The following is a 20835-nucleotide window of genomic DNA, read 5'->3' on the forward strand; positions in this document are numbered from 1 at the left end:
GGAGCCCTGACAACCCGGCCCCCCTGACGCCTGTCGGCCCGCCTGCCTCAGAACTCCCGGAGGGCCAGGGTTTCGGGCATGGTGCGCCCATGGCGCCTGTTGAGCCGGACGTGAAACCTCCTACCCCCGACATTGCCCCACCCACGACCACCACGCCTCCGGCGGAGAAGCTCTCGCTGCTGGCGCGCTTCAAGAAGCTCATCGTGGACTACGGCCCGCTGGCCATCGCGGTGAACTACCTCATCTTCGGCCTGGTCATCGTGGGGTTCTGGATGGCCATCCGGGCGGGCTTCCAGCCGGAGAGCACCGGGGCGCAGGCGGGCGCGTGGGGCGCCGCCTACGTGGCGTCCCAGGCGGTGAAGCCCGTGCGGCTGGCGGCGGTGTTCGTGCTCACGCCGCTCATCGCGCGAATCCCGCCGGTGTCCCGCTTCCTGGCGAAGAACAAGCACAAGTGGAGCTTCTGAGGGCCCGGCCGGGCACCGTGGAGTGCCCGGTGACGTGCCCGGCTGCTCCCTCGTGCGCAGGCTAGAAGTTGGGCGTGAGGAACGTCTTCACGACGCCCATGTGCTGCATGTTGCTGGCGCTGCTGTCGCCCGACAGCGCGGGAGAGATCTCCGAGATGGGCGTGTAGACGCGGCTGTCCAGGACGAGCCCGTTGGGGAAGGAGCTGGCGCCAATCACGGTGGGGACCCGGTGCTGGTACAGGTCGTCGTCCACCAGCACGTGGTCATAGGGCTTGCTGCGGCTGACGTTGGTGCCGTCCTTGCCGTTCTTGTCGGCGGGGTGCGGCCCGGCGGTGCTCACCAGCTGCTTGAAGGTGGTGAGGCAGCTCTCGGAGCGGCTGTCGGTGTTGAAGTCGCCGCCGATGGTCAGGTAGTCGCTGGCCGGGACGCCGTCCTGGGAGAACTTGCCCTTGATGAAGGTCACCAGGCTCGCGGCCTCGGCGTTGCGATCGCCACTGCTGCTCGTGAGCAGGTGCACGCTGACGGCCCAGAGGTCATGCGGCCCCGGGATGTCGATGCGCGCCCAGGCGAAGTCGCGGTTGGACACCTTGGGATCCTTCCACTCGCCCGACTCGACGATGGGGAAGCGGCTGATGATGCCGTTGGGGATCTGCGCCCCGCCCTCGCGGTAGTAGGAGAAGTCCGTGCCGAAGGTCGAGTCCACCATGCCGCGGATGTCCGCCACGGAGTTCGTCTTGTAGTTGAACTCCTGGATGAGCACGACGTCGGGATTCACGCCCTGCATCAACCGAAGGCCGTGCCCTGGATCATAGGACTGCAGGTTCCCGCTGGTGATGTTGGCCGCCATGATCCGGATCTGCGTGTAGCCGCTGCCCGAGTCCGTGCCCGCATCCGCAGTGCCCGCGTCCACAGGGGAGCCCGCATCGCCCGTGGAGCCGCCATCCGGAGTGCCCGCGTCGCCCGTGGGGCCTGCGTCGCCCGTGGAGCCTCCATCCCGAGTGCCCGCGTCCACGGGGGAGCCCGCGTCGCCCGTGCCCGCATCAGCACGTCGCTTGCACTCGTCGACGGACAGGCAGACGCCCACATCCTGGTGTTCGGGGTAGGCGATACAGCAGATGGTGTTCGGCTGCTGGCAGGGAGTCAGGTCACTGCACACGTCGGCGCAGAAGTTCCCCTGGGGGACCTCCATGGAGACGCAGGACGCGTTCGCCCCGCACACGCCGGTGTCCGCCTCCGGTTCACACGAAGTCCATGCCCCCGCATCCGTGCCTGCGTCGGCCTGGGTCCCGGCATCCACGGACGTCCCTGGCTTCGCGGGCGGTGACGGCGCTTCGTCCGGGCCACAGGCAATCACCAGGGCGCCAAGCACCACGAATGCGCGAAGGAACGGAGGGGGCTTCATGGACATACGTGGACCTGAATCCTTGCTACCGAGGGGGGCGAGGGACTGCCCGGGCGGTATCGGCGCGCCGGCTGACGCGTGATTATAGAAGTTTTCAGGCGTGCTGTCCTCCGACGGCCCGTGAGGATGTCTGCTCTCCCATTCACACAAAATGAGAATTCAACCCGCGCAAACCTGACGCAGCACGACGTGAGGAATCCCGGATGTCACCACGGCAGCTGACGGTGCGGATCCACGGTGCATTGAACGACTTCCTCGCACCGGAGCGCCGGGAGCGTGTGTTCACCCACGTGCTGCAGGGCAGCCCTTCGGTGAAGGACCTCATCGAGTCGTTGGGCCCCCCGCACCCGGAAGTGGACGTGGTGTTGGTGGACGACGCGCCGGTGGGCTTCGCGCACCGGGCGAAACCGGACACGCGGCTCGACGTCTACCCCGCGTTCCAGGCGCCACAGGTACCGGCGGAGTCCCGCGTGGGACCGCCGCTCCCGGCGATGCCGGGCTTCGTGTTGGACGTGGGCCTGGGGCGGCTGTCGGGGTTGCTGCGGATGCTCGGCTTCGACACCCTGTGGCGCAACGACTTCGCGGACGACCAATTGGCGCGCCTGTCACATGACGAGGCGCGGGTGCTGCTCACGAGGGACCTGGGCGTGCTCAAGCGTTCGGAGGTGGAGCACGGCTACTACCCGCGCGCCACGGATCCCGCGGATCAGCTGGTGGAGGTGGTGCGCCGCTACGGGTTGACGTCACGCATGCGGCCCTTCTCCCGCTGCATGGCCTGCAACGCGAAGCTGTCCCCCGCCACGCCGGACGAGGTGCGGGGCCGCGTCCCCGAAGGCGTCGCCGAACGCCACACCCACTTCCACCAGTGCCCCGGCTGCCAGCGCGTCTTCTGGCCCGGCACGCACCACCAACGCATGCAGGCCCTGGTGGACACGTTGCGCGGCCTGGAACCGCGGGCCTGATGCAACTCCAGACACCTCAGCCCAATGCCTCACGGCACTTGAGGCACACCGCATCGCCCTGCCCCACCGCCTCCGAATACACCCAGCAGCGCGGGCACTTCGTCCCCAGGGCCGGCAGCACCTCCACGGACAGGGACGCGCCGTCACCGAACGCCTGTGACACGTCCAGCGTCGTCGCCGCATCGGACGCGGTGTCCGCCCATTCCACCTGGCTCACGATGAACAGCCCGGGCAGCTCCGTCAGGTGCGCCTGGAGCAGCTCCCGCACCGCGCCCTCCGCCGTCAGCACCACGCGCGCCTCCAGCGACGCGCCAATGCGCTTGTCCCGCCGCGCCACCTCCAGCACGCCCTGCACCGCGCCGCGCACCGCGAACAGCTTCGTGTACCGCTCCGCCAATCCAGGCGACAGCGCCGCCGTCGGCTCCGGGAAGCCCGCCAGGAACACGCTCTCCGTGTGCTCGCCCGGCAGGTGCTGCCACGCCTCCTCCGCCGTGAAGCTCATCACCGGCGCCAGGAGGGGCAGCAGCACCGTGAGGACCTCGTGCAGCACCGTCTGCGCTCCCCGGCGCGCGGGCCCGTCCGCCTTCGCCGTGTAGAGCCGGTCCTTCAGGATGTCGAAGTACACCGCCGACAAATCGTTGGCGCAGAAGTCCACCACCGTCGCGTAGACGAGGTGGAACTCGTAGTCCTCGTAGGCCTGCCGCACCCGCGCCGCCACCTGCGCCAGCCGGCCTCGCGCCCACTGGTCCAAGGGCAGCAACGCCTCCGCCAGCACTGCGTCCTTCGCCGGGTCGAAGTCGTGCAGGTTGCCCAACGCATAGCGCAGGGTGTTGCGGATCTTCCGGTAGCCCTCCGACAGCCCCTTGAGGATGGCGTCCGACAGGCGCACGTCGTTGCGGTAGTCGCTGGCCGCCACCCACAGCCGCAGCACCTCCGCGCCGTACTGCTGGATGACCTTGTCCGGCGCCACCGTGTTGCCCCGGCTCTTGGACATCTTCTCGCCGTGGCCATCCACCACGAAGCCGTGCGTGAGACACGCCTTGTAGGGCGCCACGTCCCGCGTGCCCACCGACACCAGCATCGAGGAATGGAACCAGCCCCGGTGCTGGTCGCTCCCCTCCAGGAACAGGTCCGCCGGCACGCGCTGCCGCGTGCCCAGCACCGCGGAGAACATGCACGCCGAGTCGAACCACACATCCAGGATGTCCGTCTCGCGGTGGAATTCGTCATTCCCACAGCGGGGACACCGGAAGTCCTCCCCGAGGAAGTCCTTCACCGGCGTGCGGTACCACACGCCCGCGCCCTCCTGCTCCACCGCCGCCGCCACGCGCTCCATCACCTCCGGAGACACCACCGCCTCATCGCACCCGTCGCAGTACGCGATGGGGATGGGCACGCCCCAGCTGCGCTGCCGGCTGATGCACCAGTCCGGACGCCCCTCCAACATGCCCCGGATGCGCGACTGTCCCCACGACGGCACCCAGCGCACCCGGTCCACCTGCTCCAGCACCGCCTGCCGGAACGTCTGCGTGCCGTGGAACGGCGCGTCCATGGGGATGAACCACTGGTACGTCGCGGCCTGGATGACGGGCTGGTGGCAACGCCAGCAGTGCGGATAGCTGTGCGTGACGGTGTCTGTCCTGTCATTGAGCAGCGCGCCCCGCTGCACCAGCAGGTCCAGCACCGTCGCGTTCGCGTCGAACACGCGCCGGCCCGCGAGCACCTCGCCCACCGTGTCGTCGTAGCGGCCGTCCGCGCGCACCGGGTTGTAGATGTCCAGGCCGTATGCGAGCCCGACCTCGTAGTCCTCCTGGCCGTGCCCCGGCGCCGTGTGCACCAGCCCCGTGCCCGCCTCCAGCGTGACGTGCTCCCCCAGCAGCACGCGGCCCTGCCGTTCGTAGAACGGGTGCTGGTACGTCACGTGCTCCAGCTCCTCGCCCGTGGCGTACGCGATGATGCGCGAGGGGTCCACCAGCGCCGGCGACGACACCTCCCCGGTGGGGAGCTGCACGTGCTTCACCGCCAGCTCGTCCGCCTTCACCTCCGCGAGCACCTTCGCCAGCAGGTCCTTGGCCACGCACAGGACGCGGTCGCCGAGCCGGTAGAAGACGTACTCGAACGTGGGGTTCACCGCGATGGCCAGGTTGGCCGGCAGCGTCCACGGCGTGGTGGTCCAGATGACGAAGGACACGCGCTGGCCCTTCAGCTGCGGCAGCCGGTCCGAAAGCGACGCCCCCGCGTCGAAGGCCACGTACACGGACGGCGACGTGTGCTCCGCGTACTCCACCTCCGCCTCGGCGAGCGCCGTCTGGTCCTGGAGACACCACGCCACCGGCTTCTTGCGCCGGTAGAGCATGCCCCGCCGCGCGAACGTGGCCAGCTCGCGCAGCTCCTGCGCCTCGTAGGCGAAGTCGAGCGTCCGGTACGGCGCATCCCACGTGCCGAAGACGCCCAGCCGCTGGAACTCCGCGCGCTGGATGTCCACGAACTCCAGCGCGTACCCGCGGCAGCGCTCCAGCAGCGCGTCGCGCGACAGCGTGCGCTTGTCGAGCTTCTGCTCCTTCAGCCGCTTCTCCACCGCCTGCTCGATGGGGAGACCATGCGTGTCCCAGCCGGGGATGAAGTCGCACGGGCGTCCGGAGAGGTTCCGGTACTTCACCACGATGTCCTTCAGCACCTTGTTGAGCGCATGCCCGGCGTGCAGGTGGCCGTTGGCGTACGGGGGCCCGTCCGCCAGCACGAAGGGCTCACGGCCGGCGTTCTTCGCCAGCAGCTTCTTCCACACGCCGGCCTCCGCCCACCACGCGAGCAGGCGCGGTTCGAGCTGGGCCAGGTTCCCCTTCATGGGGAACTCCGTGCGCGGCAGGTGGACGGTGGCGTCGAGGTCCTTGCGGGAGGGGGCGTCGCTCATGGCTCCAGCGGCCGTAACACCCCCGGGCGGGAGCTTCAATCACGTCACTCGTCGTGGTCGTGCTCGTGCGAGTGCGGCGGCTGCGTGGCCTTGCCCTTGCCCTTGCCCTTGGGACAGCCCTTGCTGCACTTCGCCTTCTGCGCCTGGAACCGCTTCGTGCAGTTGGTCGCGCACGACTGGTCCTTGGCGGGGCACTTCTTCACACAGGCCTTGAGGACGGGCGCGGCGTTCATCGCGCACTTGTCCTCGCACGACTGCGCGAACGCCTGCGGCGCCATCAGGACGGCCCCCAGCGCCATCAATCCCAGCCAGCCTCGTACCGCAGTCCGCGTCTTCATGTCGTCATGCTCCTTTGCAGGAATCATCGCTCAGCAACCGCCGGACAGGCAGTCCCGGCGCGCCTTCATTCCATGGAAGCGGCGGGCTATACTCGGAGGCGCTCCCTTCGAAAGGCCTTCCATGAAGTCCCGCCGCCACGGCTTGATGCTCTCGGGCCTCACCGCCCTCCTTCTCCTTGGCACCACCACGGCGTGGGCCCTTCCCTCCGCCCCGCTGGAGTCGTCGCTGGAGGCCGTCGTCGCCTCGACGCCGCTGCCGCCCATGAAGAACGACAAGGGCGAGGAGATGAAGCCGCCCTTCAAGGACCAGGAGCAGGCGCAGTGCGTGTCGAAGTGTCAGGAGCCCATGACCCGCTGCATGAACCGCTGCAAGAAGGGCGACTCCACCTGTGTCAACCGGTGCGCGGAGAAGACGATGTCCTGCAACCGGGGCTGCGGCATGAAGGTCCCCAACCCCAACAACCTCCGGAACGCCCAGGGCCACGGCCACTAGCAGGCCCGCGGGGCCTCCCTCAGGGAGGCCCGCCGCCGCGAGGAGCAGCGCCCCCGCCCTGGCGGTGGCGCAGCGACACCATCAGGAGGCCCTCCTCGTCGCGCGTGCTGACCTTCAGTACCTCGGAGCCGCGGCGGAAGAGCCCCGGCTCGTCGGGATCCTCCGCGTAGCCCACCGGCTTCAGCGCCGTGCGGTAGTAGTCGAACACCTGGGCCTGCGTCGTGCCCGGCTTCGCCGCGAAGACCGCCAGGTGCGCGCCCTCCAGGTCCGAGCGGGTCACCTGCTCCGACCCCGGCATCAGCGGCGCCCAGCCCAGCGTCGCCCCGGGCGGCGTGTACTTCGACATATCGGACGTCCCCAGGATGAGCGTCACCGACCTGTCGGCGTTCTCCTGGAAGATGACCGTGTAGGCGACCAGCTTCTCCACGTCGAGCGCGGTCAGCATCGGCTCCGTGGTGGGCGAGCGCTGCTCCCGGAGCGGGGCCATGTAGAAGCCCGCCTTGCGGAAGCTGTCCAGCATGTACTGGACGACCGCGTCGAGCCCCCAGTCGGTCCGGGCCAGCTGCAGGTCCATGGGGACGCCGTCGGACACCTGCGGGCCCGCGGACGGAACCCAGACCACCTTGCCCGGGATGTCCCAGCGGAACGGCCGCTTGGGCGCGACGGCCCCGGGCACGCCCGCGTCGGGGACCCCCGCATCCGCGGAGGCCTTGCCCTTCACGGAGGCCTTGCCGCGCGCGGCCGGTCCGGGCTGGGGGCTGCCCGCGTCCACCGAAGCCGCGGGCCCCGCCGCCAACGTGAGGGACAGGAGAAGCGAGATCATCAAGGGCAGTTCTTACCGAGGAAGCAGCCGTCCCGCTGCCCGAAGGAGATGGGATAGGGAACCGCGCCCAGAAAGGGGCCTGGAGGGATGGCACCCGGCGTGGTGGGCCAGGCGAAGACCCAGGCGGTGGGGCCATAGTAGCCACCCGGATCCACCGGCATCGGCTGGAGGAAGCCCGCCTCTTCTCCCATGGCGCTCATCCAGAACACGTTCTCCGCGCCGTAGAAGAAGGGCAGCGGGAGGCTGCCCACGATGCCCAGGGCCAGCGAGCTGCCGGAGAAGTCCGGGCCCAGCGCGTTCACCATCATGCTCAGGCCGTAGACGCTGGCCGCCATCTGCCAGTAGGGCGCGTTGGTCGGGCACGGCCCGGGGAAGTCCGGGACGATGATGCACTGGCCGGATTCGTCCGGCCCCGTCAGTCCCCAGTCGTCCAGCATGCTGGTGAGCGACGCGGAGCACGCCCCGCCCCCCCAGGCCCGCCCGATGCCACACACGGGCAGGGGGTTCATGGCGTAATGCTCCTGCTCGAAGAGGCCGCTCGACCCCTGGGACTCCTCCGCGAAGCGCTGGGGGAAGCGGAAGGCGGTCAGCTGCGCGCGCGCGTTGCAGGAGATGCCACCGCCATCGCTGTAGGCGACGGCCGTGAAGGGGTGCGGATCATACCCCGGGCCGTTCGGCGTGCAGGTCACCGTCATGCCGTCGGTCCGGGTGAAGACCTGGTTGATGCCCGTCCCCGGCCCGGGCGTGCGGCTCAGGCCGTCGAAGTCCGCGTAGCGCATCGTCGCCGACTCCGCGGCCTTGACGACGGCCTCTCGGGAGGGGTCGGAGTCCATTGGCCATTCGTGCAACTGGTAGCCGGGCGCATCCAGCAGGGCCGCGTGCGTCGCCGCCGTCAGCTTCACGGAGAAGATGGAGATCTCCGAGAAGTGGATGAGGAACACCAGGACCGACGTGAACACCATCAGTCCCAGGGCCGCCTCCACGACGGCCTGCCCCCGGGCCCGCCGCGTCCGGTTGCGCCCGTGGCTCATGGCATCCCCTTGTAGCCCTGGGCCTTCAGGGCGCGGTAGGCCTCCGACGCCCAGCCCACGGACGAGTCGTCCAGCGCGTCGGTCATGTCCTCCTCGTCCACGTCATCCGTCACCAGGGTGGCGCGCCAGTAGGGGTTGAGCAGGTTGGGCGGCTCCCGCCAGTGCTCGCGGCGGTGGTAGTAGCTGATGCCGGTGGAGACGGCCGTCTGCTGGCTGATGTCCATGCCTCCGAACATGGGCCCCAGGCGCACGCCCCGGTTGTCGAACTCCGTGCCCGAGTTCGACGGGTTGAAGCGGAAGCGGAACAGCAGGTCCCAGGGGTCTCCGCCCGCGCCCGCGCGCTGCGCGTAGTCGCGCTGGATGACGGCGTAGTTCTTCGGCTGCCCCCAGACGTTGTCGGGCGTCACCAGGTGCACGTAGTTGTAGTCCATGAACATGGGCCACACGGACGGGCACCGTCCGATGCCCAGCCGGGTGCAGCGGCCCATGTCGTGACGCGTCTGCGCGGGCTCCATGTCCATGCCGAGCCCCGAGGTCGCGGACGGCAGCCAGGCATGCATGTCCGAGCCGTCCATGATGTCGGTGGCGCGCAGCAGGGACGCGCTGATCATCATCCCGCCCGACGTGGTCGGGCAGGGAGGACGCCCCCGGTTGAACACCACCGAGCCGAAGCCGTGGTCGTCCGCGATGGCCGCCACGTCACTGGAACCGAAGCCGGCGTGGTCGGGGATCGCGGACCAGTAGCCCGCGCCAAACCCGCCCTGGGACATGAAGACGTCCGGAGGGGTGATGGCCTGCGCCTGGATGCCGCCAGTGACGGCCCAGTCAGCGGTGGGATAGAAGTTGCGCTTCGTCACGAAGCTGTGTCCCCGGCTGCCGATGGCCGCGAAGACGTGATGCTGGGAGAGGATGTCCGGGAGCACCGCGCCAATGCCTGGCATCACCTCGTTGATGGCGGTGTTGCTGTTGCTGCGGATCTCCCCCCCGAAGGGACTGCCCGACTGCGCATCCTCGACGATGCGCTTGGCGACCTTCTCGTCGGTCATCTCCAGCATGTAGCGCGCGTATTCCAGCACCTGGCCATCCAGGAACAGCAGCTGCGCGGCGCGCCCCAGCAGCATGGCCCGCCGGGCGGCCGGGGCCTCCAGCCCCTCCCACCGCGCCGCGATCATCGCGTCGTAGGCGGCGAGCCGCGCGACCGACGTGTTGATGGTCGCGATGGCGCCCACGGCACAGCCGCAGAACTGGCTGCACCCCGAATAGGGGAAGCAGCACGGCACCAGCGCCCAGTACGGCGCGGAGGCAATCTGGTAGGCCCCCACGGCCGCGCCCACCTGCGAGCGGTAGTAGCTGCTCCAGTTGATGAGGCTGTTGACCGCGGCCTGGGACACCATGTGGCCAATCTGCGCGCGGCTCATCAGCGCCATCTCGTTGAAGACGCGCGCGGTCTGCGCGGCCTGGCTGTAGGCCACCGCGTCCGCGACCGCCTGCGTCTCCATCTTCTCCTTCACCTTGCTGCCCAGCGACAGCGTCAGGCAGACAAGCAGCGTCATCAGCAGCAGCGTGAGGACGAACAACACCAGCGTCTGACCGCGAGAAAGGCGCGCAATCGTCATAGGGCGTCCGGGGCCGGGTGGCAGTTCTGGGTGTTGAAGAAGCGCCGCTGCACGGGCGTCATCATTCGCAGGGAGGCGGAGGCCTGGATGGGTATTACGTACTGCCGCATCGCGAAGCGGGCCATCACCTCCGCGCGGATGGCGGCCTCCACGTTGAACGCATGCGTCTGCTGCCACTGGGCCTTCTGCGTCAGCATCAGCGGGTTCTGCGCCGTGTAGTCCTGCCACCCCCAGCGGGCCAGCACCATGCGGCTGATGACCCAGTCCGCGAAGGGGATCTTCAGCGGGAACCAGTAGATGAGCCGCGTCTCCAGCCGGGTGACGCCATCGTCGAACTGGTCGAAGTAGGCATCCTCGTCAGGCACCGCGGAGGCGATCGGCTGCTCGCGGATGAGCCACAGGATGACGCCGTCGTGGTTGCCGTCCGGGCCCGGCACGTAGCGGAACTGGTTGTAGGGGTTGTTGCGGCGCGCGGCGAAGGCGGCCGCCAGCCGCTGGCCGGGCGTGCCTCCCGCGCCACCCCGCCCCAGGTACGAATAGAAGCTCGGCAGCAGCGCCACCACCGCCGCGTGCGTCATCGCCTCGCAGTCGCCGTGGCGCACGCTGCCCACGCGCGTGGCGCGGAAGACCGCATACTCCGCCATCAGCCGGCCCTGCATCATCAGGAACAGCTGCAGCGTCCCCAGCACGAGGAAGACCACGAGCGGCAGCGTGATTGCTGTCTCCACCGCAGCCTGACCTGATTCGCTCGATTCGCTGGGATGGCGTGGAGGCATTCGGGGGGTCATCCTGCGGGACGGGGGGACCTCGCAGTATCCGTCAAGTGACCGCCGACACAGCGCGTCATAGGTCCAGGGGGCCTCATGACGCATTGTATCAGCGGGGTTTCAGTCCCTTGGCGTCGAGCTGATACTTCTTCACCAGCCGCTCGATGGACTTCCGGTGCAGGCCACTTTCACGCGCCGCGCGGGAGAGGTTGCCCTCGCAGCGGGTGAGGACGCTGGTGACGTACTCGCGCTCGAAGTTCTCCAGGAGCTGCTCCTTGGCGTCCTTGAAGGCCAGGTGCTCGTTGAAGGGCAGCGGCCCCTCGCGGGCCTGGCCCCGGACGCGCGGGGGCAGGTGGGAGGGCAATATCTCCTCCCCTTCGGAGAAGGTCAGCACGTGGGAGAGCACGTTCATCAGCTCGCGCACGTTGCCGGGCCACGCGTAGGCCATCAGCAGGCCCAGGGCCTCCGCGGAGAAGCGCTTGCGGCCGTGCTTGTCCACCACCTCCGGCTCCGCCAGGGCCTGCTTGAGGATGAGCGGGATGTCGTCGCGGCGCTGGCGCAGGGGCGGCAGCTGGATGTTGATGACGGACAGGCGGAAGTAGAGGTCCTCGCGGAAGTTGCCCGCGGCGATCTCCTTCACCAGGTCCCGGTGCGTGGCGGCGATGACGCGCACGTCCACTTCGATGACGTCGTTGCCGCCCACCCGGCGCACCTCCCGGTTCTCCAGCACGCGCAAGAGCTTGGGCTGCAGGTCCAGGCGCAGCTCGCCCAGCTCGTCCAGGAAGATGGTGCCCCCTTGCGCGCGCTCGAAGGCGCCGGGGCGGCCGGACACCGCGCCGGTGAAGGCGCCCTTCTCATGGCCGAACAGCTCGCTCTCGATGAGGTTGGGGGGAATGGCGCCGCAGTCCAGCACCACCAGGGGGCCTTTCTTGCGGCCGGACAGCTCGTGGATGGCGGTGGAGACCAGCTCCTTCCCGGTGCCCGTCTCCCCCTGGATGATGACGGACACGTCCATGGGCGCGATGCGCTTGATGAGCCCGAACACCTGGCGCATGTTCACGCTCTGGCCCACCATGCCGCACAGCTCGCCCTCACGGTCGGGCTCCACCGCGCCCTCTTCGTCCAGCGGCGCGAAGGTGATGACGGAGGAGCCGGCGCGGATCTGCGAGCCCGGGGACAGGTAGGCCCGTTCGATGCGGCGGCCGTCCAGGAAGGTGCCGTTGGTGGAGTTCAGGTCCACCAGCAGGTAGCCGCGCTCGGTGTGCTGGACCTCGAAGTGGTGGCGGCTCGCCGTGCGGTCCTCCACCAGCACCAGGTCGTTGCCCGGGTGGGCCCCACAGCGCAGCCGCTCCTTGTCGCTGGCCATGGAGCGCCCGGTGTCCGGCCCGGACGTCACCAGCAGGCGGCACTTGTGGAGCTTCAGGGTGGCGCGCGGATCCACCACCAGCGTCTCCCCCAGCATGGGGGACTGGGACGACAGCTCGAGGCCGACATCACCTGGATTCGTGTGGATGTCGTCGGGATGCGGGTTGGAGGCGGTCATCAGTGAACGCGAGGATAGCAAAGGGCGCCCACTCACCATGCCTGACAGCCGGTGCGTGCTAGTGTCCCGCGCCCCGCATGCCCCCCCGAAAAGCGAAGTCGAAGAAGGCGCCCGTCACGCCTGGAGCGCAGGCACCCGAGCGTGGCGACGCACCGCGTCCGCGCCGGCCCCGCGCGAAGAAGACCGTGGCCATCCTCTCCCGGAAGCGCTCGCTGTACTCCACGCGCCGGCTGGTGGAGGCCATCAAGGAGCGCGGGCACCGGGCGCTCGTCTTCGACACGCTGCGCTGCTGCCTGATGCTGGCCCAGGGCCGCCCGCGCATGACGTACCGCGGGGCGGAGGTGAAGGGCGTGGACGTGGTCATCCCCCGCATTGGCGCGTCCATCACCGCGTACGGCCTGGCGGTGGTGAACCACTTCGAGATGATGGACGTGCCGGTGCTCAACCCGCCCACGGCCATCGCGCGCAGCCGCGACAAGCTGCGCGCGCTCCAGTTCCTCGCCCGCGCGGGCCTGGACATGCCCCGCACGGTGATGGCGCATGATCGCGGCAACGTGCGCAAGCTGGTGCAGGAGGTGGGGGGCCTTCCCGTCATCATCAAGCTGATCAAGGGCACCCAGGGCGTGGGCGTGATGATCGCCCACACGCTGCCGGAGGTGCAGACCATCCTCGACACCTTCTGGGACCTGGGCCAGGAGATCGTCCTCCAGGAGTTCGTCGCGGAGAGCGAGGGCCGCGACGTGCGCGCGCTGGTGGTGGGCGACACGGTGGTGGGCGCCATGCGCCGCAAGGCGAAGACGGGCGAGTTCCGCTCCAACATCCACCGCGGCGGCGAGGGCCGCGCCATCACCCTGCCCCCTGCCTATATGGAGGCCGCGGTGAAGGCGGCGCGCATCATCGGGCTGGAGGTCGCGGGCGTGGACATGCTGGAGGGCCGTGAGGGCCCGCGCCTGATGGAGATCAACTCCAGCCCCGGCTTCGAGGGCCTGGAGGGCGCCACCGGCCAGGACATCGCCGGGACCATCGTGGAGCATGCGCTGGTGTACGCGGGGACCCGGGCCGGTGCGCTGGTCGCGCGGGCCGGTCGCGCGTCGTAAACACGCGTGAGAGCAGGCGCGCGGGCGCGGATCCGCGCCTGCCCGCCTGCTTCACTGCGGGCATGGAAATGCTCACGGTGCGCACGGTGCCTCGCATGCTCATCAAGAATGCGGGAATGCCAACGGGCGTGGATTGTCAGGGGGTGTTGGCATTGGTGGGGATGCGCCTCTAATCTGGCGACCCCCGATGAAAACGCTGCACAAGCCGCTGCAGATCACCGTCTACCAGGATGTGTTGTGTTCCTGGTGCTACCTCGCCGACCTGCGGTTGGACGTGCTTCGCCAGGAGTTTGGTGAAGCCGTCCGCTGGAGTGTCCGGCCCTATCCCCTGCGGCTGCACGATGTGCTGCCCACGGAGCGCGAAGTGCGCGGACTGGTGGAAGAGGTGAAGCGCGCGCAGCGCGAAGCCGAACCCACCGCCGCGCTGCTCTCCACGGACCTGTGGCTGGGAGGAGATCCTCCCCGCTCCAGCGTCCCGGCCCTGGCGGCGCTGGAAGCCGCGAGGTTGCAGGGGCCCCAGGCGCGCGCCTTCCTCGCGCGGTCCATGCAACGCGCGGCGCTGGAGCAGGGCGTCAACGTGTCCCGCTCGGATGTGGTGTTCGAGCTCGCGTCGCGCGTGGGCCTGTCCATGAACCAGTTCTCCGCGGCCTTCCGCTCCGAGGAGACGCGCCGGCTCATCTACGACGAGCACCGGCTGGCCGGCAGCCGCGGCGTGAGGGGCGTGCCCACGCTCGTCATCGGCGGACGCTGGATGCTGTGCGGCCTGCGCGAACTCACCGAGTACCGCGAGCACATCCTCGCGTGCCTCGGCAAGGTGACCACGCCCCGCTTCGGCTCCTCCGAGCGGCTGGTGCACTGAAGAACCGTCTCCGCGCGCCTTCGTTCCCGCGAAGGCGCGCGTGAGGCCGCGCAGGCACGCCCTCAGCCCGGCAGCGGATCCGAGCCCTCGTCCGACCGGGGGCGCAGCGCCAGGTACATCCCCGCCACGAGCAGCTGGCTCAGCCCCATGGCGGGGATGAGGCCCACGCAGCACGCGATGAGGCCGCCTATCATCACCAAGGCCGTGATGAGGCCCACGCCCACCATGGCGAGGCGCTGTCCCCGCGCGAGCTCCCAGCAGCGCCGCAGCACCGTCACGGGCGACGGCGGCACCTCTTCGTACGCGAGCTCCGGCTGGACGAAGTACAGCGGGAGCAGCACGTAGAAGAGCGGGAACAGCAGCACCACCGACAGCAACGCCACCACACCCAGGACGGGCCCCAGGGCGTTCAGCCATTCGCCGCGCGCCGCGTCCGCGGACAGGCCAGTGCCCAGGACCACCAGGAACCCCAGTCCTCCCAGGAGGATCATCGGCACCACCACGATGGCGAAGATGAGGAGCAGCGTGAGCAGGTAGGGAATCACCTTGTGCATCTGGCTGAAGAGGCGCGCCAGGTCCGCGCGCCCGCCGTGCAGCACGTCGAAGCACACGCGCAGGAGGCCCAGCTGCACCAGCCCCTGCACCACGAGCTGCGCCAGGAAGCCCGCGCCGCCCAGCACGCCGATGAGCACGGGGCTGTCCGCCGCCGCGCCAATGCCCAGGCCGATGTTGACCAGCAGCTGCGAGCCGCCGGACACGCCCAGGGTGATCAACACCGCCAGCGACAGCATGCCCCACTCGCGCTGGAAGGCCGCCCAGCACAGGTCCCACAGCGCGCTGACGGTCCAGTTGTCCCGGTGGAGCGGGAACGTGAGGCCCTGGCGCTCCCGGCACGTGGGGCAGCGCGCGGAGGTGCCACCCTCGCTGCACGTGTCGCACATGAAGTTGCCGCACCGCGCGCAGGTGCCCGTGGCGCCCCGCAGGGGGTGCAGCGCGCAGGTCGCCCCCGCCCCCCTTCCAAAATCCATGTCCGACATCGGTGTCTCTCCCAGGCGCGGGCTCCCGGGGGCCCGCGCCCCTCGCGTCATATCAGCGGGTGCCCTCCCCCTCCTTCCGGGCAGGCGGCCGTCCGGGATGAATTAATGGGGCGCCGGGCCGTCCGTGGGGGCAGAGGTTGCGGAGCGGGACGCTTTGGGGGTCCACTTCCGCGCCAGGAGATTGCTCATGAACCGCTTGCTCGCGCTGGTCGTCCCCGTGACCCTGCTGATGGGGACCGGCTGCCTCGTGGAGGCCCACTCCCACCGCCCCGCCCGCGTGGCCTACGTCGAGCCCGTGGCGCAGTACCGGTTCGCCGGCGCGCACCCCGTCCCCGACGACTACGGCGGCGGGTGGTGCCCGGAGGACTACGGCCACGTCCACGACTACCAGCCGCCCCAGACGTCCTACGTCTACACGGACGACGTCTACTACTACCGGGGCCCGACGGTCGTCTGGTACTGGGACTACCACCCCGTCCCCCACGGCGGTTACTGCAGCTTCCACGGGCGCCACTCGCACGACTTCTACCCGCATGGTTCGTGGGGCGGCGGGTACTCGTATGACCGCGGCAGCCGCGGCTACCGGTGGGACCGGAGCCACGCGGCCTCCGCCGGGAACGTCCGCTACAACTCCGGTCCCTCGCGGCCCGGGCCGGCCCCGCACCAGGGGGACACCAACGTGGGCCGCCGTCCTCCTCCGGGCGGCAATGGCACCGGCGCCCGTCCTCCCAGCGGCTCCAGCGGTGGCTGGGGTCGCAGCAACGCCGCCCCCGCCGCGAACAGCCCGCGTGACAACAACGACAACAAGGGCGGCTGGGGCACCCCGGGCAGCAAGGGCCGTGACGACGACAACGACAGCTCCCGTGGCAGCAGCGGCAACAACGGGAACGGGAACGGCAACGGCAACGGCGGCTGGGGCAACAGCGGCAGCGGCCGGAGCAGCAACAGCAGCGGGAACGGCGGAAGCAGCAGCAGCGGGAGCAGCAGCAGCGGCAGCGACCGGAGCAGCGGCAGCAGCAGCGGCAACGGCGGCTGGGGCAGCAGCGGCAGCGGCCGGAGCAGCGGCAGCAGCAGCAGCGGGAACAGCGGCGGAAGCAGCAGCGGCAGCGGCCGGAGCAGCGGCAGTGGCAGTGGCGGCTGGAACACGGGCAAGAGGTAGGCGCTCCAACCTTCCCCCGTCTTCCCGTGCAGGACTCCCGGCACCGGGCGCGGCCTTCCGCCACCAGCGGAGGCAGGCTCCCGGTGCCGACGTGTTTTCAACATCCGGAGTCCGCGGCGTCCGGCGCACCCGGCCCTCCAGCGCGGCGCGGCGTCCTCCAGGGGACGGACCGGGCCCCGGTACGGATTGCGATCGCGGGGGACCGTGACGATGTTGCGCCGCGATGAAACAATTCATTCGGGCGGCGGGTGGTGCCGTGCTCGGGCTGGTGGCTCTGGCCTGTGGCGACGGCGGCTTCACACCGGACCCCGGCGTGCGGACCGAGGACGCCGAGGCCGTGGATCTGGAGAACCTTCGCATCCTCGTCAGCGGCCAGGCCGCGGTGTTCCCGGAGGCCGTGGGCCGGGAGGCCTCCGCGACCTCGCTGGCGGGAGTGGCGCTGAGCGTGGAGGAGCCGCTGCGCGTGGCCGTCAATGACGCGTCCGCCACCTTCGCCACGGGAGCGGTGTCCGAGGACGGCACCTTCCGCATCACCGACGTGCCCGTGCGCGACATCCACCAGGGGCTCGCGGTGGGGCTCGCGCACGAAGGGCTCGTGCGCAGCACCACCCTCATCTACGACACCGCCTTCACCGGCACCCGTCCGCGCACGGACATCATCGACGCGCGGGCCTGGGCCCTGCCCGTCGCCTTCGTGGACCAGTTGGGCGCGGCCGTGGGCGAGCCCCGCCTCCGGGGCCTCACCGGGGACCAGGCCTCCACCCTGGCCGCCGCGGGCTTCGTGCTCGGCCGCGTGGTGGACCTCCAGGGCCGGCCCGTGAGCGGCGCACGCGTGGCGCTCGACCGCGCCGAGCTGGCGGAGCGGATCCTCTACCCGTCCGAGGACCTCGCCTCCGTGAACCCGGCGGGCACCGCGTCCCACGGCCTGTTCCTCTACGTGCACTCCGCCTCCAGCCTGGAATCCTTCCAGCTGTCCGTGGAGGGCGCTGACACCTACGTGCCTCGCAACGTGGACGCCGGCCCGGGCCTGGGCGTGGTGCTCACCGTGTACCCGGGACGCTACGCACCGTAGTTCCCCCTCGACACGGCCCTTGAATGGCCTCATCCTTGAGGTCCTGAAAAGTCGGACATCCCTGTTCTCACCGAACAAGGGACGGCCCTGGCGTCGCATTGCCCCAGCGGCCTGCGGCGCGTGATGTTGTGGCAAGATGCAACGCTGGCGTTCCGGGGGGGGCGCGGACAATGAGCGGCCGTTCGATGCCACGAAGCACGGTGTTGGTCCGTGCCCTTGCGCGCAGCGCCGCGGCCGCCGCCTGCCTCGTGGGCCTCTTCGTGTGGCTGGGCTGGGCCCTGGACGTGATGGTGCTCAAGTCCATGGGCGCCGCGATGCCCGTGATGCGGCCGGGCGAAGCGCTGGGGCTGATGCTGGGCGGCGCCGCGCTGGGCCTGCGCCTGCGGCGCGACGTGAGCCGGACCCGCCACTGGCTGGGCACCGTGCTGGCGTGGGCCACCGCCGTCCTGGGTGCGGCGAGCCTCGTGGACCTTGTCCTCACGATGGGCAGCGGCGGCCTGGACGCGCTGTTCCTGCGCCTCCTGGACGACGAGGGGCTCACGCAGCCCGGCCTGACGACCTCGCCCCTGACGTCGCTGTGCCTGCTGCTGCTGGGCCCGGCGCTGGCGCTGCTGGACCGGGGCGGTGAAGCGCGGCTGTCGTGGCCGGATGGCCTGGTGTCGCTCACGCTGATGGCGGCGCTCCTGGGCCTCAACGGCTTCCTGTTGGGCCCGCTGGGGACGTCCACCGCCGCGCCGTTCTTCTTCTTCCAAGAGCGCAGCATGGGGCTGCACACCACCTGCGTGCTGGTGCTGCTGGCGGTGGGGACGCTGTGCGCCCGGCCGGACCAGGGGCTGATGGCGCGGCTGACGCGCGACACGCTGGGCGGCTTCGTGGCGCGGCGGCTGGTGCCGGTGACGCTGCTGGGGCCGCCGGTGCTGGGGCTGACGCTGGTGCTGATGCACCTGTCGGGCACGCTGAGCCACGACGCGAAGTTCCCCCTCTTCGCCACGGTGGTGGCCGCCGGCGGCGCCACGCTGGTGCTGCTGGCCGCGAGAGCGCTGGACCTGCTGGACAGCGAGCGGCGCAAGGCCAACTCCGCGCTGGAGGCCTCCGAGGCGCGCTTCCGCACCTTCCTCGACACCGCGCCCGACCCGATGGTGGTGGTGGACGCCAGCGGCCGGCTGCGCTTCGCCAACGCGGAAGCCGAGCGCGTGTTCGGCTTCCGCCGCGAAGCCCTGCTGGGCCGCGAGGTGGAGCTGCTCGTGCCCGAGGGCCTCCATGGCCCGTCCCCGAGCGGCCCCCCGCGCGCCACCGGCGGACGGCTGGTGACGGGCCGGCGCCAGGACGGCACCAGCGTGCCGCTGGAGGTGCGCCTGAGCCCGCTGGAGGGCGCCGCTGACGCCACGCTCATCGCCATCCTGCGCGACGTCACCGAGCGCCGGGAGCTGGAGAAGCTGCGCGAGGAGTACGTGGGGCTCATCTCCCACGACCTGCGCAACCCGCTGAGCACCATCAACCTGCGCGCCCACCTGCTCCAGCGCGCGCTGCACGAGCGGAAGCTGGAGCGCGAAGGCCACATGGCCCAGGCCATCATCCACAACGTGGAGTGGATGAACACGATGATTGAAGAGCTGCTGGAGGGCTCGCGGCTGGAGTCGGGCCGCGTGGACCTGCGCCGCGAGTCACGCGACCTGGGCCGCTTCCTGGAGGAGGTGCTGGAGCGCGACCTGCCCCCCGACGCGCGCGAGCGCTTCCGGCTGCACCTGGAGGCCCCGCTGCCGCCCGTGCCCCTGGACGCGGCGCGACTGGAGCGCGTGGTGACCAACCTGCTCACCAACGCCATCAAGTACAGCCCCCAGGGCACGCCCGTGGACGTGCGCCTGACCACCGTGCACGAGCAGGCCGTGGTGTCGGTGAGCAACCAGGGCGTGGGCCTGTCCACCCAGGACGCCGCCCACCTGTTCGACAAGTACTACCGCACCGAGGACGGCCGCTCCGCCGACGGCAAGGGGCTGGGCCTGGGGCTCTACATCAGCCGGCTCATCGTGGAGGCCCACGGCGGCCACATCTGGGTGGAGAGCGAGCCGGACCGGGGCGTCACCTTCTTCTTCAGCGTGCCGCTGGAGGCCGTCGCCGCCGCTCCTGGAGCGGCCTCCCCGAGGCAGCGGGCGGGCTGAAGCCGCGCAGGCGCGCTCAGCGCGGGATGAACCAGCGGGGCAGCCAGTCCGCGCCCTTCGCCGTGGTGAGCCGCGTCTGCCCCGTGCCGTCCGCGCGCATGAGGTACAGGTCGGTGTCGCCGTCGCGCTCGGAGACGAACACCAGGGCCTTGCCGTCCGGGCTCCACGCCGGCATGTCGTCGCGGTGGGTGCCGTCCGTCAGCGCCACCGGGGCGCCACCCGCCAGCGTCGCCACCCAGATGCGGCTCTTGCCGCCCTCCAGCCGCGCCACGTACGCCACGCGCTGGCCGTCCGGGCTGAAGGCCGCCTCGCGCTCGTCGCCCGCGAAGCCCTCGCCGGACAGCACGCGCAGGTCGGAGCCGTCCGCGCGCACCAGGTACAGCCGCTCCCGGCGCTCGCGGTTGCTCACGAACAGGAGCCACTGGCCGTCCGGGCTCCACTGCGGCGTCCGGTCCTCCATGTAGAACGTGGTGATGCGGCGGGGCTCGCCCGTGCCGTCCGCGCGGTAGACGTAGACCTCCGGGTCGCCCTCGCCGCTGCACACGCAGGCGACCTCGCGGCCGTCCGGGGACACCGCCGGCTCGAAGCAGCCCTGCTTCACCTGCGTCACCGGCGTGTCCACCGCGTTCGCCGTGGGCGCGAGGCGCACCACGTCGCTGAAGCCCCGCGCGTCCGACTCGGTGACGAGCCACGTGCCATCCGGGCCCCAGCTCGCGTTGCGCGCGCGGGGCCGGGGCGGATGCAGCGCCACCGCCGCACTTCCGGGCAGGGGCTGCAGGGGCTGCGCGCGCAGCTGCTGGAACACGTGCCCGTTCGCCTCGCCCGACGCCACCACCAGCAGCGTGCGGCCGTCCGGCGACGGCGGGCCGGGGTACTCGTCTTCTGGCGCGGAGGTGACCTGCGTCTCCTGCCCCGTGGGCGTCACCCGCCACACGTCCTTCTGTCCCGCCCGCTCGGAGAGGAAGACGATGGTGCCCGGAAGGGCCCGCCGCTCCGCCTCGGAGAGGGACTGCGACCGCGACTGCGACGGGACACCGGGCGCCGTGGCGGAGGCGCCGCCGCAGCGGCCCTCGCAACCCACGGCGCCCAGCAACCCGAGCAT

18 protein-coding genes are annotated in these 20835 nt (G+C 70.5%); 8 read left to right on the forward strand and 10 right to left on the reverse strand.

Annotated elements, in window-relative coordinates; all coding sequences use genetic code 11:
* The first annotated feature begins 110 nt into the window (after window positions 1–110).
* A complete protein-coding gene (locus D7X12_RS18020) occupies window positions 111–464 on the forward strand; it encodes a hypothetical protein (protein WP_244224616.1) in 354 nt (117 codons plus the stop codon).
* A gap of 61 nt (window positions 465–525) precedes the next feature.
* Here the strand turns inward: D7X12_RS18020 and D7X12_RS18025 are convergent, their stop codons facing one another.
* Window positions 526–1872, reverse strand: coding sequence for an endonuclease/exonuclease/phosphatase family protein (locus tag D7X12_RS18025; protein WP_120626506.1), 1347 nt, complete (start codon window positions 1870–1872; stop codon window positions 526–528).
* A gap of 197 nt (window positions 1873–2069) precedes the next feature.
* Between D7X12_RS18025 and D7X12_RS18030 the strand changes: the two genes are divergently transcribed.
* A complete protein-coding gene (locus D7X12_RS18030; protein WP_120626507.1) occupies window positions 2070–2828 on the forward strand; it encodes a Mut7-C RNAse domain-containing protein in 759 nt (252 codons plus the stop codon).
* Between the two features lie 16 nt (window positions 2829–2844).
* On the opposite strand, the gene ileS is transcribed toward D7X12_RS18030, so the two are convergent.
* Together ileS and D7X12_RS18040 are read right to left on the reverse strand one after the other, a co-directional pair.
* Complete coding sequence (gene ileS / locus D7X12_RS18035) at window positions 2845–5739, reverse strand: isoleucine--tRNA ligase (RefSeq protein WP_120626508.1); 2895 nt, start codon at window positions 5737–5739, stop codon at window positions 2845–2847.
* A 44-nt stretch (window positions 5740–5783) separates the two neighbouring features.
* Window positions 5784–6077 carry a hypothetical protein gene (locus D7X12_RS18040; RefSeq protein WP_147443710.1) on the reverse strand — a complete coding sequence of 98 codons (294 nt, stop codon included), beginning with the start codon at window positions 6075–6077 and terminating at the stop codon, window positions 5784–5786.
* 121 nt (window positions 6078–6198) lie between these two features.
* Between D7X12_RS18040 and D7X12_RS18045 the strand changes: the two genes are divergently transcribed.
* Window positions 6199–6570 carry a hypothetical protein gene (locus D7X12_RS18045; protein WP_120626510.1) on the forward strand — a complete coding sequence of 124 codons (372 nt, stop codon included), beginning with the start codon at window positions 6199–6201 and terminating at the stop codon, window positions 6568–6570.
* A gap of 19 nt (window positions 6571–6589) precedes the next feature.
* Here the strand turns inward: D7X12_RS18045 and D7X12_RS18050 are convergent, their stop codons facing one another.
* The 5 genes from D7X12_RS18050 to D7X12_RS18070 all read right to left on the reverse strand — a co-directional run bounded on the left by D7X12_RS18050 (window position 6590) and on the right by D7X12_RS18070 (window position 12350).
* Window positions 6590–7393: a hypothetical protein gene (locus D7X12_RS18050; protein ID WP_120626511.1), complete on the reverse strand. Its 804-nt coding sequence runs from the start codon at window positions 7391–7393 to the stop codon at window positions 6590–6592.
* Window positions 7393–8424, reverse strand: coding sequence for a pilus assembly protein (locus D7X12_RS18055; RefSeq protein ID WP_120626512.1), 1032 nt, complete (start codon window positions 8422–8424; stop codon window positions 7393–7395). Before D7X12_RS18055 ends, D7X12_RS18050 begins: the two co-directional genes overlap by 1 nt.
* Window positions 8421–10040 carry a pilus assembly protein gene (locus D7X12_RS18060; RefSeq protein WP_120626513.1) on the reverse strand — a complete coding sequence of 540 codons (1620 nt, stop codon included), beginning with the start codon at window positions 10038–10040 and terminating at the stop codon, window positions 8421–8423. Before D7X12_RS18060 ends, D7X12_RS18055 begins: the two co-directional genes overlap by 4 nt.
* A complete protein-coding gene (locus D7X12_RS18065; protein WP_341868229.1) occupies window positions 10037–10768 on the reverse strand; it encodes a TadE/TadG family type IV pilus assembly protein in 732 nt (243 codons plus the stop codon). Before D7X12_RS18065 ends, D7X12_RS18060 begins: the two co-directional genes overlap by 4 nt.
* Before the next feature lie 148 nt (window positions 10769–10916).
* The gene (locus tag D7X12_RS18070) at window positions 10917–12350 is read right to left on the reverse strand and encodes a sigma 54-interacting transcriptional regulator (RefSeq protein ID WP_208719117.1); all 1434 of its coding nucleotides are present in this window, start codon (window positions 12348–12350) and stop codon (window positions 10917–10919) included.
* A gap of 77 nt (window positions 12351–12427) precedes the next feature.
* On the opposite strand from D7X12_RS18070, the gene D7X12_RS18075 reads away from it, so the two are divergent.
* Together D7X12_RS18075 and D7X12_RS18080 are read left to right on the forward strand one after the other, a co-directional pair.
* A complete protein-coding gene (locus tag D7X12_RS18075; RefSeq protein ID WP_120626515.1) occupies window positions 12428–13447 on the forward strand; it encodes an ATP-grasp domain-containing protein in 1020 nt (339 codons plus the stop codon).
* 187 nt (window positions 13448–13634) lie between these two features.
* Window positions 13635–14306, forward strand: coding sequence for a DsbA family oxidoreductase (locus D7X12_RS18080; protein ID WP_120626516.1), 672 nt, complete (start codon window positions 13635–13637; stop codon window positions 14304–14306).
* Window positions 14307–14368: 62 nt separating this feature from the next.
* On the opposite strand, the gene D7X12_RS18085 is transcribed toward D7X12_RS18080, so the two are convergent.
* The gene (locus D7X12_RS18085) at window positions 14369–15343 is read right to left on the reverse strand and encodes a hypothetical protein (protein ID WP_120626517.1); all 975 of its coding nucleotides are present in this window, start codon (window positions 15341–15343) and stop codon (window positions 14369–14371) included.
* Between the two features lie 187 nt (window positions 15344–15530).
* Between D7X12_RS18085 and D7X12_RS43740 the strand changes: the two genes are divergently transcribed.
* The 3 genes from D7X12_RS43740 to D7X12_RS18100 all read left to right on the forward strand — a co-directional run bounded on the left by D7X12_RS43740 (window position 15531) and on the right by D7X12_RS18100 (window position 19733).
* Window positions 15531–16502, forward strand: coding sequence for a hypothetical protein (locus D7X12_RS43740; RefSeq protein ID WP_208719119.1), 972 nt, complete (start codon window positions 15531–15533; stop codon window positions 16500–16502).
* Between the two features lie 223 nt (window positions 16503–16725).
* Window positions 16726–17574, forward strand: a complete 849-nt coding sequence (locus tag D7X12_RS18095) for a carboxypeptidase regulatory-like domain-containing protein (protein ID WP_120626518.1) — start codon at window positions 16726–16728, stop codon at window positions 17572–17574.
* A 203-nt stretch (window positions 17575–17777) separates the two neighbouring features.
* On the forward strand, window positions 17778–19733 hold the full coding sequence (locus D7X12_RS18100) for a sensor histidine kinase (RefSeq protein WP_120626519.1): 1956 nt from the start codon (window positions 17778–17780) through the stop codon (window positions 19731–19733).
* 16 nt (window positions 19734–19749) lie between these two features.
* Here D7X12_RS18100 and D7X12_RS18105 read toward each other — a convergent pair whose 3' ends face one another.
* Entirely contained in the window at window positions 19750–20835 is a 1086-nt protein-coding gene (locus D7X12_RS18105; protein ID WP_120626520.1) for a TolB family protein, read from the reverse strand.

It is taken from the genome of Corallococcus sicarius, from assembly GCF_003611735.1.
Taxonomy (GTDB): Bacteria; Myxococcota; Myxococcia; order Myxococcales; family Myxococcaceae; genus Corallococcus; species Corallococcus sicarius.